The 12,415-nt window shown below is 71.3% G+C and carries 12 protein-coding genes; 11 read left to right on the plus strand and 1 reads right to left on the minus strand.

Annotation, left to right across the window (positions count from 1 at the left end):
* Positions 1-95: 95 nt before the first annotated feature.
* The 9 genes from CUC05_RS03080 to CUC05_RS03120 all read left to right on the plus strand — a co-directional run bounded on the left by CUC05_RS03080 (position 96) and on the right by CUC05_RS03120 (position 5,687).
* Complete coding sequence (locus tag CUC05_RS03080; RefSeq protein ID WP_157965155.1) at positions 96-1,037, plus strand: calcium/sodium antiporter; 942 nt, start codon at positions 96-98, stop codon at positions 1,035-1,037.
* A gap of 162 nt (positions 1,038-1,199) precedes the next feature.
* Entirely contained in the window at positions 1,200-1,751 is a 552-nt protein-coding gene (gene rpsP / locus CUC05_RS26010; RefSeq protein WP_108664625.1) for a 30S ribosomal protein S16, read from the plus strand.
* A 15-nt stretch (positions 1,752-1,766) separates the two neighbouring features.
* Complete coding sequence (locus tag CUC05_RS03090; protein ID WP_205712103.1) at positions 1,767-2,003, plus strand: KH domain-containing protein; 237 nt, start codon at positions 1,767-1,769, stop codon at positions 2,001-2,003.
* A gap of 49 nt (positions 2,004-2,052) precedes the next feature.
* On the plus strand, positions 2,053-2,568 hold the full coding sequence (rimM, locus tag CUC05_RS03095) for a ribosome maturation factor RimM (protein ID WP_108664627.1): 516 nt from the start codon (positions 2,053-2,055) through the stop codon (positions 2,566-2,568).
* 6 nt (positions 2,569-2,574) lie between these two features.
* The gene (gene trmD, locus CUC05_RS03100; RefSeq protein WP_108664628.1) at positions 2,575-3,276 is read left to right on the plus strand and encodes a tRNA (guanosine(37)-N1)-methyltransferase TrmD; all 702 of its coding nucleotides are present in this window, start codon (positions 2,575-2,577) and stop codon (positions 3,274-3,276) included.
* A complete protein-coding gene (lepB, locus tag CUC05_RS03105) occupies positions 3,273-4,061 on the plus strand; it encodes a signal peptidase I (protein ID WP_108664629.1) in 789 nt (262 codons plus the stop codon). Before trmD ends, lepB (CUC05_RS03105) begins: the two co-directional genes overlap by 4 nt.
* 151 nt (positions 4,062-4,212) lie before the next feature.
* Entirely contained in the window at positions 4,213-4,563 is a 351-nt protein-coding gene (rplS, locus tag CUC05_RS03110) for a 50S ribosomal protein L19 (RefSeq protein WP_108664630.1), read from the plus strand.
* A gap of 22 nt (positions 4,564-4,585) precedes the next feature.
* Positions 4,586-5,335, plus strand: coding sequence for a signal peptidase I (lepB, locus tag CUC05_RS03115; protein WP_108664631.1), 750 nt, complete (start codon positions 4,586-4,588; stop codon positions 5,333-5,335).
* 31 nt (positions 5,336-5,366) lie between these two features.
* Entirely contained in the window at positions 5,367-5,687 is a 321-nt protein-coding gene (locus tag CUC05_RS03120) for a DUF2469 domain-containing protein (RefSeq protein ID WP_108664632.1), read from the plus strand.
* A gap of 184 nt (positions 5,688-5,871) precedes the next feature.
* On the opposite strand, the gene CUC05_RS03125 is transcribed toward CUC05_RS03120, so the two are convergent.
* The gene (locus tag CUC05_RS03125; protein ID WP_157965156.1) at positions 5,872-7,284 is read right to left on the minus strand and encodes a vanadium-dependent haloperoxidase; all 1,413 of its coding nucleotides are present in this window, start codon (positions 7,282-7,284) and stop codon (positions 5,872-5,874) included.
* Positions 7,285-7,442: 158 nt separating this feature from the next.
* On the opposite strand from CUC05_RS03125, the gene CUC05_RS03130 reads away from it, so the two are divergent.
* Both CUC05_RS03130 and CUC05_RS03135 read left to right on the plus strand, forming a co-directional pair.
* Positions 7,443-7,985, plus strand: a complete 543-nt coding sequence (locus CUC05_RS03130; protein ID WP_108664634.1) for a TetR/AcrR family transcriptional regulator — start codon at positions 7,443-7,445, stop codon at positions 7,983-7,985.
* Between the two features lie 97 nt (positions 7,986-8,082).
* The gene (locus CUC05_RS03135) at positions 8,083-12,372 is read left to right on the plus strand and encodes a cell wall-binding repeat-containing protein (protein ID WP_108664635.1); all 4,290 of its coding nucleotides are present in this window, start codon (positions 8,083-8,085) and stop codon (positions 12,370-12,372) included.
* The last annotated feature ends 43 nt before the right edge of the window (positions 12,373-12,415 follow it).

Genomic DNA, 12,415 nt, shown 5'->3' on the forward strand with positions numbered 1-12,415 from the left:
GTCCTCGTCGACAACGCGTGTGATCGGTGTGCCTGGCCACGTCCATGGGTCTCCCGGTCGAGGGTTGGTCGGCCGCTGACGCTACTCTGCGCCGGGTGTCCGACGCCCTCTTCCTGCTCGCTGGCCTTGCCGTCCTGACGTTCTCCGCCGACCGCTTCGTCGAAGGGGCGGCCGGCGTCTCGACGCTGATGAACGTGCCCATCGTCGTGGTGGGTGCCGTCGTCATCGGGTTCGGGACCAGCGCCCCCGAGCTGCTCGTCTCGGCCCTCGCCAGCATCGACGGTCGCCAGGACATCGCGATCGGCAACATCGTCGGGTCCAACATGGCGAACCTGACGCTGGTCGCCGGTGCGGCTGCGGCCTTCGCGACCCTGCCGATCACCCTGCGGATCTGGCAACGCGAGATCCGGCTGATGCTGCTCGCCGTCGGCCTCCTCGCGCTGGTCAGCATCGACCTGCGCATCGAGGCGTGGGAAGCCGTCGTCCTGCTCGTGGCCGCCGTGCTCGCCATCGGACAGATCATGCGCTGGGCGGCGCAGGACCGGGCCCAGGGCCAGGACGACCTGTCCGACGAGGTCGCCGAGTACGTCCAGGACCTGACCCTGCGACGGGCGTGGACGCTGACGGGCCTCGGCCTGCTCGGCACGCTCGGCGGGGCCCAGATGCTGGTCACGGGTGCGGCCGGCCTGGCCGCCACGCTGGGCGTGCCCGAGGCCGTCATCGGCCTGACCATCGTCGCGGTCGGCACCTCCCTGCCCGAGCTGGTCACCGCCGTGGCCGCCGCCCGCAAGGACGAACGCGACCTCATCGTCGGCAACGTGGTCGGCAGCAACATCTTCAACTCCCTGCCCGTCGCCGGCGTCGCCGGTCTGCTGGACACCACGCCGCTGGACGGCAAGCTGACCCTGAGCCTCGGCCTGATGGTCGGCGTGTGCGTCCTCTTCGCGATATTCGCCCGGCGGGGCTTCCAGATCGAACGGACCGAGGGGCTCGTGCTGCTCGGCGCCTTCGTCGCGGCCACCGTCCTGACGTTCTGATACGCTGTTCGGACGCCACGTGCGGGCGTGATCCGTCTCCACACCAGAGTGATCCCCACGCACGAGCCGTGTTTCGAAGGTGGCTCCCCACCTTGCGTTGCCGCCGGAGTCCTCCGGCGGTAGATCCAAACAACGCGTAGACCCCCGAAAGAGGTACACCAGATGGCAGTTCGCATGCGCCTGCGGCGCGAGGGCAAGAAGAAGCAGCCGTTCTACCGTGTCGTCGTCGCCGACGCCCGGTCGCCCCGTGACGGTCGCTACATCGAGGACATCGGCTACTACCAGCCGCTGAACGACCCCTCGACCATCGAGATCAACTCCGAGCGTGCGCTCTACTGGCTGGGCAACGGCGTGCAGCCGTCGGATCAGGTCAAGCAGCTCCTGCGCGTGACCGGCATCTGGGAGGAGTTCAAGCCGGGCGACCCCGGTCGCGACCGCACCGCCAAGATCGAGGAGCGTCGCAAGGCCGCGGAGGAGCGCGACAAGAAGATCGCCGAGGCCGAGGCTGCTGCCGCCAAGGAGCTGGCCGACAAGGCCGCCGCCGAGGAGGCCGAGCGCAAGGCTGCCGAGGAAGCCGCTGCCGCCGAGGCTGCTGCTGAGGAGTCCGGCGAGACCGCCGAGGCCACCGAGGGTGACGAGGCTGCGGCCGAGGCTCCCGCCGAGGACGCGCCGGCCGAGGCCGACGCCGAGGCCGCCACCAGCGACGACGCGTAGGCGGTCGGTATGGACATGACCTCCGACGTCCTGGACTTCATCGCCAAGAACCTCGTCGACCACCCCGACGACGTCGACATCACCACCACGGAAGAGGAGGACGGCACGATCGTCCTCGAGCTCCGGGTGCACCCCGACGACATGGGCAAGGTCATCGGCAAGCGCGGGCGCACCGCCAAGGCCATCCGCACGATGGTCAAGGCCGCCGCCACGCGCGAAGGCGTCAACGCCTCGGTGGAGATCATCGAGTAACGGCGTCCTGCCGCTCCCGCCCCCGTCCGCACGATCGGATGGTGAACCCATGACCGAACACTCCGACCCCCGGGTCGTCGTCGGCCGCATCGGCAAGCCGTTCGGTCTGGGCGGCCAGGTGTACGTCTTCACCGACCCCGACCTCGAGGACTCCATCGAGGAAGGGGCGACCTACCTGGCCGAGGGCCACGGGTCGCTGGAGGTCGTCGCGGTGCGCACCCAGAAGGGGCGCACCGTCGTGGCCTTCGCCGGCGTGGACTCCCGCGAGGACGCCGAGGCGCTCCGCGGGACCATCCTGACGGTGGAGTCCGACCGCGTCGAGCTCGGCGAGGACATGATCTGGGTCGCCGACCTCAAGGGCCGCCAGGTCATCGACGACAACGGCGACCTCGTCGGCGTCGTCGAGACCGTCATCGACGGCCACGCCCACGACTACCTCGTCGTGGCCCGCCCCGACGGCGGCAGCGTGCAGCTGCCGATGGTCGAGGCCCTGCTGGACTGGGCAGCTGACCCGATCGTGGTCAGCCCGATCCCCGGCCTGCTGGACCCCGACGAGGCCTGGTAGCCGCCCGTGCGGATCGACATCCTCACGATCTTCCCCGAGTGGTTCTCCGGGCCGCTGACGACCTCGCTGCTCGGCAAGGCCGTGGACCGGGGCATCCTCGAGCTCCGCGCGCACGACCTGCGCCGCTGGACCGACGACGCCCACCGCACCGTCGACGACGCGCCCTACGGGGGCGGCGCCGGCATGCTGATGGGCCCCGATCCGTTCTTCCGCGCCGTGGAGGAGCTGTACGGCTCGGTCGAGGCACGCCCGCGGACGTTGCTGATGACCCCCCGCGGGCGCCGGCTGGACCAGCCGACCGTGACCGGGATGGCCACCGAACCCGCCCTGCTGCTGCTGTGCGGCCGCTACGAGGGCATCGACGAACGGGTGCACCTGCACCTCGCCCACGACGAGATCTCCATCGGCGACGTGGTGCTGGCCGGGGGAGAGGTGGCGGCCGCCGTCGTCATCGAGGCGGTCACCCGCCTGGTGCCCGGGGTCATGGGCAACGCCGAGAGCGGCGTGAACGAGTCCTTCGCCGACGGGTTGCTCGAACACCCCCAGTACACGCGCCCGGCGACGTACCGTGGCTGGGGCTCTCCTGACATCCTGCGGTCGGGGGACCACGGCCGTGTCGCCGCCTGGCGCACGGCACACGCACGGACCCGCACGCGCCTGATGCGTCCAGACCTGCTCGCCGACGAGAGACCCGACGACCGATCGTGACCAGCTCCAGCCACACGCCGTCGCGACGCGAGTCGGTCCGACCTGCCGACCTGACGGGTCGGCAACGGGACGCGGCCACCGCAGGTGATCCCGACGCCGACGAGCAGGGTCCGGGGCTGGCGTTGCGGGCCCTGCGGAACGTCCGTGAGGGCGTGCAGCTGATCGTCGTGGCGCTGCTGATGGCCTTCGTGCTCAAGACCGTGGCCATCCAGGCCTTCTACATCCCGTCGGGCTCCATGCTGGACACCCTGCAGCTGCAGGACCGGGTGCTGGTGGAGAAGCTGACCTACCGCGTCCGCCCGCCCGAACGCGGGGAGATCATCGTCTTCCGGCGGCCGGGACTTGAGGACGACGGCTTCTCGCTGACCGCCACCGCCACGTCGTTCCTGGAGGGACTGGGCCTCGTCGAACCCGACGAGGACCGTGACCTGATCAAGCGGGTCATCGCCCTGCCCGGCGAGACGGTGGAGATGATCGACGGGGTCGTGCACATCAACGGCACGCCGCTGGACGAGCCCTACACCCGGGCCGAGTCACGGGACTTCCCGCCCGTGACCGTGCCGGGCGGGCACTACTACGTGCTCGGCGACAACCGCGGCAACTCCCTGGACAGCCGCTTCGCCCTGGGGACCATCCCCGAGGAGAACGTCATCGGTCGGGCGTTCGTCATCCTCTGGCCGCCCAGCAACGCCACCCTGCACATGGACCAGGACTACCCCAACGTGGGCGAGACCCCGGTCCCGCTGGGGGCCAGCAGCTCCGTCCCGGCGACCGACGGTGGCTGACCGCGGTTGACGACGCGGCCCCGGCGACCTATGCTCGCCGTTCGCGCCGCTTCCGGCGCCTCTTTTCCTGTCCTCGTTGTGCCGGGCGGCGCCTCCGCCGCGGAGGCAACGAACCCCCCGGCAAAGCCCCTGCTTGGAGCGTGAGCAACCAATGAATCGCACCGACTTCGTCGACGTCGAAACCCTCCGTGACGACGTCCCGGACTTCGGTCCCGGCGACACCCTGAAGGTCCACGTCCGCGTGACCGAAGGCGAGCGCTCCCGTATCCAGGTCTTCGAGGGCGACGTCATCGCCCGCAAGGGTTCTGGTCCGCGCGAGACGTTCACCGTCCGCAAGATCTCCTTCAACGGCATCGGCGTGGAGCGCATCTTCCCGGTGCACGCCCCGATCATCGACAAGATCGAGGTCACCCGTCACGGCAAGGTGCGTCGCGCCAAGCTGTACTACCTGCGCGACCGCGTCGGCAAGAAGGCCAAGATCAAGGAGAAGCGCGTCAACTGACACGCGCGTAGCCTCCTACTGCGTGGCGGACTTGCACCTGGACTCGAGTGAAGAGGGTTCCTCAGCGCTCGACTCCGAGGACTCCTCGGACTCGTCGCGTCGCCGACGGGGCCGCGACGACCGATCGGACAAGCGGGCCTTCTGGGCCGAGCTGCCGTTCCTGATCGTCGTCGCGCTCGTCCTGGCGATGCTGCTGAAGACCTTCGTCGTCCAGGCCTTCTACATCCCGTCCTCGTCGATGGAACCCACGTTGATGGTCCAGGACCGGGTGCTCGTCACGAAGCTGGCGTACCTGTACCGGGAACCGCGCCGCGGTGAGATCGTGGTCTTCCGCGACTCGCCGGAGGAGACCATCGGCGGGACCGACGAGGGGGGCTTCGGTGACCTGGTGTCCTCCTTGGCCTCGGGCCTGGGGTTCGGCGCCGGTGACGAACGCGACTTCATCAAGCGCATCATCGGCCTGCCGGGCGAGACCATCGAGATGCGCGGCGGCGTCGTCTACATCGACGGTGAGCCCATCCCCGAGGCCGCCACGGCCGACGGCGGCTACCTCTCGCGTCCGGACCTGAACGACTTCGGTCCGGTCACGATCGAGGAGGGCCACTACTTCATGATGGGCGACAACCGCCCCAACTCCTCCGACAGCCGCTTCGGGCTGGGCCAGATCCCCCGCGAGGACATCCTCGGTCGCGCGTTCGTCACCATCTGGCCCCTGGACCAGATCGGCACCCTCGACATCGCCGAGTACGACGCTGTGCCCGCCGAGCAGTGAGCGGTCCATTGCGCACCCAGGGGCATCGGCAGTGAGCATGGAGGACCTCGAGCGGTACGAGAGCGAGCTCGAGCTGTCGCTGTACCGCGAGTACCGCGACGTGGTGGGCATGTTCACCTGGGTCGTGGAGACCGAACGACGCTTCTACCTGGCCAACAACGTCGAGGTCACGCCCAGGGTCGTCGACGGGGACACCTGGTTCGAGGTCGAGCTGTCCGACGCGTGGGTGTGGGACATGTACCGCCCCGTCCGGTTCCTCCAGACCGTCAGGGTGCTGACCTTCCGCGATGTCAACGTCGAGAAGCTCGACCACTCCTCCCACCCGGCCGACGCCCGCGACCTGCTGTCGTAGGCCGGGCCGCCGATAGGATCGATCGCGCCATGGGATTCAACGCCACACGCAAGTACCGCGACGCCAAGTGGCGTGACATCAGCCTGCTGATCGCCGCCATCGTCATCGTCGGCGGACTGCTGGCCTGGGCCGTCGGCGTCTTCTAGTTCCAGGGGTCGTGGGTCGTCGCCGACGGCCCCGTTGGTCAGCGAGGCGTGCTGTTGCCCGGCGTCGTGCGAGCGGTGGCCAGGACGAGCTCGGCCACGCGCCGCCCCTGGGTCAGGCCGTTGGTAATGCCCATCGGGTAGTGGATGCCGCCGTAGAGCCGTGAGATGGCGGCTTCGTCGGCCGCGTGGGTGAAGCTCTCGAACCGGCGTGCGGTGAGGGTGAAGGGCGTCGGGGTCCCGTTGACGACCGGGTTGCCGGTGACCACACGGCCCTCGCTGTGGCGGTCGACGAAGGGGCGGTTGCCCAGCAGGGTCGTCAGCGCATGTGCCGCGGCCGCCGAGCTGACGGAGTGGCCGGAGGTGTACTCCGGGAACGCCGGGGTGTTCACGAACGTCGTCCAGGTCGGGTCGATGTGCTGGCGGATGTAGGTGATCGGCCGCAGCAGGTTCGTCCGGTACTTCTCGATCCAGCACGACGTGAAGGCGTCGGCGACACAGATGGCCATCAGCGTCAGCGCCTCGGCCGTGTCGCCCAGGTCCTTGCCCAGGTCCTCCGACGCTGCGCTGGCGGCCTGCAGCCAGTGGCCGGACGGCAGCCCGGTCACCCCGTCGGGGTTGTCGCGCCAGTACATCGCGGTCATCCGCTGGGCGTCGGTCAGGTTGGCCTTCGCCTCGACCACCGCCATCGCCTGCTGGTGGAAGTCCGACCCCTCCGTCGGGCTGTACGGGATGTGGGGAACGGGGGCCGCAGGACAGATCGCACGGCCCTGGTCGTCACGGGTGACCTGCAGCGCGAACGGCCGCACGCGGTGCCAGTTCGGCTCGATCGCCGCACCGAAGTTGGGGTGCGTCACCTCCCACAGGCCCGGTCCGACCGGCGGCACGTACGTGGGGCCCGCGTTGCGCTGGGCGAAGCCGTCGCCAGCGGCCCATGTCACCAGCCAGCGCCCGACGGCCTCGCCGTGGCGGACCGCCGCGTTGACGTTGGCGGCCGAGACCCCGCGGGCGAGCGTCGTGTGGGTGGACTGGCGGTGGGCCTGCAGGCCGTCGCGGACGGCCTGCGTCCGCGAGTCCGGGACACCCACCGCTACAGCCGCGGCCACGTGGCCGATGGCGGCGTTGGCGGCGATGGGCCAGTGGATCTTCTTCGCCCCGGCCACAGGGGAGGCACCCAGGCCGTTCAGCCTCCCCCCGAGCGACCGTCGGTTGGGGACGCCGTCGACGATCGCCTCCCACCCGGCCAGCATCGTCAGGCCGTAGAACCGGGCGGCCATGGTCGGCCAGGCGAAGGCCTGGGCCTGCGAGCGGTACAGCGCGCCGACCCATCCGTGCAGCACGGCGGGGTCGTAGTGCTTGGCCAGCGTCGCCGGCGTCGCGAGGGCCGGCCCCGCCCCGACCATCGCGAGGCCGAGCCCGGCACCCACGCCCTGCAGCACCCGACGACGGCTCATCCCCGTCACGTGCGAACCGCCTGTGTCGTGCACAGCGTCCATCTCCCAGCCTCCCTCTCAGCAAGTCGATGCCGTCATGACTTGACGGACGTCCAGTAAGTTACTAGCGTCACACAGGAGACGCCAGAAGTTGCCGGCAGGCTCGAGGAGGGAGATGGATGGCGCGCCAGAACCGCAAGCAGGCCCTCCTCGACGCGGCTCTCGAACACTTCGTCCAGCACGGGTACGAGGGCACCAGCGTCGGCACCCTGGCCGACGAGGTGGGCGTCAGCAAGGCCGCCGTCTCCTACCACTTCCCGGCCAAGGACGACCTCGCCGCCGAGCTCGCCGAACCGCTCCTCGATGCGCTGGACGCCGTCGTCCCGGAGGAGAACGCCCTCCTGTCGTGGCCCGAGGGCGTGCAGCACCTCATCGAGCGGTACCTCGACGTGCTGCTGACCTACCCGGAGGTGGCGACCTGGCTGGAGGGGGACCGGTCGGTGCGGATCAACTCGCCGATCGGTCGCCGGTTGACCCACATCAACCACCGCATGCGGCGGGCCCTCGTCGGCCGGCCGCTGGATCCTCGCGCGCGCGTGGCCGCCGCCGTCGCGCTCGGGGCCCTGTGGCGTCCCGTCCGCAACGTCCCGCTCGAGGACGTGTCGCGCAACCGGGACCTCATGATCGAGTCGGCGCTGGCGCCGCTGCGGGTGGTCCGATGACCCCCAGCGCGGTGTTGCCCAAGGTGTTCGTCGGCGCTCGGCCGGCGATGCTGCGACGGCCACCGTGGCCGTCCTGTCCAGAAAGGCACGGCCCGTCATGCGAGCCGCACGGGGTAGTCACGTCCTGGCCGGAGGCACCCGGCACCACACGTCCGCACGCCGAGGCCTGATCGCCGCGCTCGCTGCGCTGCTGGTCCTCGGCCAGATGCTCGCCACCAGCGGCGGGGTGCTGGCCGCCCCGCGCCCGGGCGTGGTCGGCACGGTCGCGGTCGACGGCCTGGACGGCCTGGTCGTCGACCAAGCGGGTGCCGTCGAGCTGCACCTGACCGCCGACGAGCGCACCGACCACACGACGCCGCTGCGCGCGGTCGTCCGCATCACCGACGAGTCGGGGCGTCCGCTCAACGACGTCGGTGTGTCCATCGACGGCGTCGCCGTGGACGTCGACGGCGACGGACGTGTGGTCCTGCCGACGATGGACCAGCCGCCGCTCACCGTCGCCACCCACCCCGAGCTGGTCGACGACGCCGGGCTGTCCCTGACGCTCCACCTGCGCGCGCCGGACACCGCCACCCGGTTCCTGACGGCCCGGCTGGTGGAGTCCAACGAACACGCGGCCGAGGTGGTCCGGCGGGCCGGGCCGGACCGGATCGCCACCGCGGTCGCCGTGTCCGCTGGGGCCTTCCCCGGCGGTGCCGACACCGTCTGGGTCGCCCGCGCGGACGAGTTCGCCGACGCGCTCAGCGCCGGCCCCGCCGCAGGCCTGGCCGGTGGCCCGATCCTGTTGACCGCCGGCGACGCGCTGCCGGACGCCACGGCGACCGAGCTGGCCCGGCTGACCCCGACCCGCGTCGTCGTGCTCGGCGGCACCGCCGCGGTCGCCGACCCGGTCCTCGACCAGATCACCGCAGCGGTCCCCGGGGCCGAGGTCGTTCGGGTGGCCGGTCCCGACCGCTTCGCCACCGCCGCCGCGGTGGCCACCGACACCTTCACCGCCCCCGTCCCGATCGTGGTCGTCGCGACCGGGTCCAGCTTCGCCGACGCCCTCTCCGGCGGGGCCGCCGCCGGGCATCACGGTGGTCCGCTGCTGCTGGTCGACCGCGACACCGTTCCCGAGGCCACGGCGGCAGCGCTGCGTGCGCTCCAGCCCGCCCGGATCGTCGTGCTCGGCGGCACCGCCGCCATCAGCGACGTCGTCGCCGGCCAGCTGGCCGCGTTCGCGCCGGGCGGGGTGGCCAGGCACGCAGGACCGGACCGCTACAGCACCTCCGCGGCGGTCGTCGCAGCCATGTTCGACCCGGCTGACGTCGACGCGGTGTTCGTCGCGACCGGTGACGGCTTCCCCGACGCCCTCTCCGGCACCCCGGCCGCCGTCCGGTCCGGTGGGCCCCTGATGCTGGTCGGGCACGACACGATCCCCACCCCCGTGGCCGAGCAGCTCGACCGGCTCGACGTCGGCACCGCCACCGTGCTCGGCGGTCCGGCCGCGGTCGGTGACGGCGTCGCCCAGCACCTCGGCCGCATCGTCCGTGACATCGCCCCGGACCCCGACCGTTTCAGGGACGCAGCGGTCACCCCGGCGATGCCCTTCGCCGCCCGCGACGCCGTCGACCCCGGTGGCCCCGGCGGCGGGGGAGGGGGAGGTGCGGCACCGGTCGTCGTCGACTCGCCCACACCCGGCGCACCCCTCAACCTGCGCCCCGGTGATCGCTTCCCCGTCCGGTTCACCACCTCGACCCCCGGGACCTACGTCATCGAGTACCGGGCGGCCGGCGACAGCACGTGGTTGCCGTTCCCAAACGGCACCGCCACCGGCAGCGTCGGGACGGGGCCGCAGGTCGTGCAGCTGAACGCCCCGCTCGCCCAGGGCGTGCTGGACCTCAGGGTCACGCTCCTGCCCGCGACGAGGGCCGCCGGCGCCGGCCCCGCCCAGCGTGCCGGTGCGTCGTCCACGTCGGTGGTCCTGCCTGCGGTGGTCACCGTGGCCCTGACGTTCCCGCCGCCCCTGATCTCCGCCCTCGTGGAGGACGTGGCCGACCAGTCCCAGCTGATCGCCGTGCGCCCGGTGGGTGGCCTTGCCGACGGCGTCCGTCTCGACATCGACCTCTCGTCGGCCGAGCGGGGTGGAGCGGACTACCCGCTGGATGCGGAGGTGACGCTGCTCAACGGCAACGGCACCGCCACGTTGGTCGTCGTCCGGGACCGAACCGCCCGCATCGAGTACACCGCCGGCCCCGGTGACAGCGTCCCCGCGCCCGGCGTCAGCCCACTCCTGACGTTCCGGATCGACCACATCACCACGGCCAACGTCCACGAGACCCACGTCGGGCAGTTCTTCCGCTACGACATCATGCACGGCGTCCAGCGGGTGTTCGCGATCGGCAGCGGGCCCTCGATCGCGAGCCCGACCGCCTCCGACGTGGCGGCCGGCAGCGGCCACACGTTCCAGCTGCTGTCCTTCGCCATGCGCGAACCGCTGGCACCCTACGAGCGGGTCGACATCGACCTGTCCGAGGCCGAGCAGACCGTCATCGACTACGCCGACGCCTTCGTCGCCCTGCAGGGCGACGGTGGGCACGGGGCGGCGCCGAACCACGGTCCGCCGCCCCCGCCGCCCGGCAGCGTCTTCATCGACGTCGACCACGACGAACGGGCGGTGGTCACCTTCATCGCCGGGCCCGACGGCATCCCCACCGTCCAGCCCGAGGGGCCGACGCTGACCGTCTTCGTCGGCGGCATCGTCGTGGCGGACACGGTGGCGACCACCCCGGTGGACTTCGTCAGGCTCGCCACCGGCGAGGTCGCGACCACCACCTTCACCACCCAGCGCCGTGACGTCGTCGGCCTGTCCGCATCCGACCTCGCCGCGGCCACCCCTGGCCAGGTCCAGACCATCACGATGACCCTCGACGGGGACATGGAAGCCGGCGGCGGCCTCCAGGTCGAGCTGCCTCGCACCTCCCAGGTCGACTACTCCGACATCAACGCGGTCGTCGTCGACGGCAACGGCACGGTCTTCCCCTACACCTACGACGGGATCACCGTGCTCGCCTACGACTCCGCGGGCGACACCGATGGGGCCACGATCACCTTCGCCATCGAGGGAGTCGACACGGGCCCCGACGACAGCTCGCACGTCGTCCGCGCCCATCGCTACGACGGCGTGATCAGCCGCAGCGCCATCTTCAGCGTCGGGGCCGGGAGCGCCCTCGCGGGGCTGACGGTGACCGACCTGCCCGACGACGCCACCGACCTGTACCAGTCGATGTCGTTCCTGCTCACCGACGACCTCGCCGAGGGCGACACGGTGACCATCGACCTGTCCGCGGCGGAAGCCGGCCTGGTCGCCTACGACGGCGCCCTCACCGACTCCTACGCCTTCGGTGGTGCCGACCCCGGCACCCCGTCGCTGGTGACCGTCGACGGCGTGTCCGCCGTCCTCACCTGGACCGCCGGACCCGGCGGCCTGCCCTCGGGCTCGGAGGTGTACGTCAACGCCTACGGCCACCGGACCGATGCCGGCACCGACACCTACGACGTGCCGTTCACCCTCGGCGACGGCCGCACCGCGAGCACCTCGTTCGCCGTGCGGCCCCAGGCCGGCTTCGACGCCATCTCGGCGACCTCCCTCGAGTCCGGCGCCAACGGACAGGCCCAGACGCTTCGGGCCGTGATCCGGGGTGCGCTCGGCCCGAACGAGAGCATCTCCATCTCCCTGTCCGGAGCGGAACGAGGTGGCGGCCGCTACGGCGGGGCGACCACACGGGTCACCTCTCCGGGCGGCGGCACCAGCTCGATGTTCGTCTGGGTGGGCGAGTACGCCGACGTGACCTACACCGCCCCGGAGGGCGGCCTGGCCGACGGCAGCGAGATCGTCATCGAGGTGGACGGGGTCAACACCGACGCCGTGGACGAGACCCACCTGACGGAGTGGTACCGCTACGACTCCGGCGGCTACGGCCGAGCGCTGTTCGACATCGGGGCCGGCAGCGACTTCGTCGGGGTCCCCTACCTGAGCGACCTCGGCGTCAACCAGTCCGACCAGTACCAGTTCGGCACCTTCGGCCTGGTGGCCCCGCTCGGACCGGGCGAGACCGTGACCTTCGACCTGTCGGCGGCGCAGGCGGCCGGCGTGGACTACTCCGCAGCGTTCGAGGACTACCTCTACCCGTCGGGAACCGTGGACGTGGAGGTGGTCGGTGCCGAGGCAACCCTGACCTACACCGCTGACCCCGAGGGGTTGGAGGCGGGCGAACCGGTGTACTTCGAGGTGTTCGGCATCTCCACCGACACCCGTACCGGGACCCATTCCGTCCCGGTCACCGCCCCCGCGGCCAGCACGACGATCACCTTCCAGGTCGTCCCCGGGCACGGGTTCGGCGGCTGATCGACCCGACCGGCGACCCCCGCGCCGGTTGTCCACAGGCGCC

The sequence above is a fragment of the Euzebya rosea genome (assembly GCF_003073135.1).
GTDB lineage: Bacteria > Actinomycetota > Nitriliruptoria > Euzebyales > Euzebyaceae > Euzebya > Euzebya rosea.

Coding starts and splice junctions, on each gene's coding strand:
- rpsP (WP_108664625.1), top strand. CDS start 1,200: ATGGCAGTTCGCATGCGCCTGCGGCGCGAGGGCAAGAAGAAGCAGCCG.
- CUC05_RS03090 (WP_205712103.1), top strand. CDS start 1,767: ATGACCTCCGACGTCCTGGACTTCATCGCCAAGAACCTCGTCGACCAC.
- rimM (WP_108664627.1), top strand. CDS start 2,053: ATGACCGAACACTCCGACCCCCGGGTCGTCGTCGGCCGCATCGGCAAG.
- rplS (WP_108664630.1), top strand. CDS start 4,213: ATGAATCGCACCGACTTCGTCGACGTCGAAACCCTCCGTGACGACGTC.
- CUC05_RS03125 (WP_157965156.1), bottom strand. CDS start 7,284: ATGAGCCGTCGTCGGGTGCTGCAGGGCGTGGGTGCCGGGCTCGGCCTC.
- CUC05_RS03130 (WP_108664634.1), top strand. CDS start 7,443: ATGGCGCGCCAGAACCGCAAGCAGGCCCTCCTCGACGCGGCTCTCGAA.
- CUC05_RS03135 (WP_108664635.1), top strand. CDS start 8,083: ATGCGAGCCGCACGGGGTAGTCACGTCCTGGCCGGAGGCACCCGGCAC.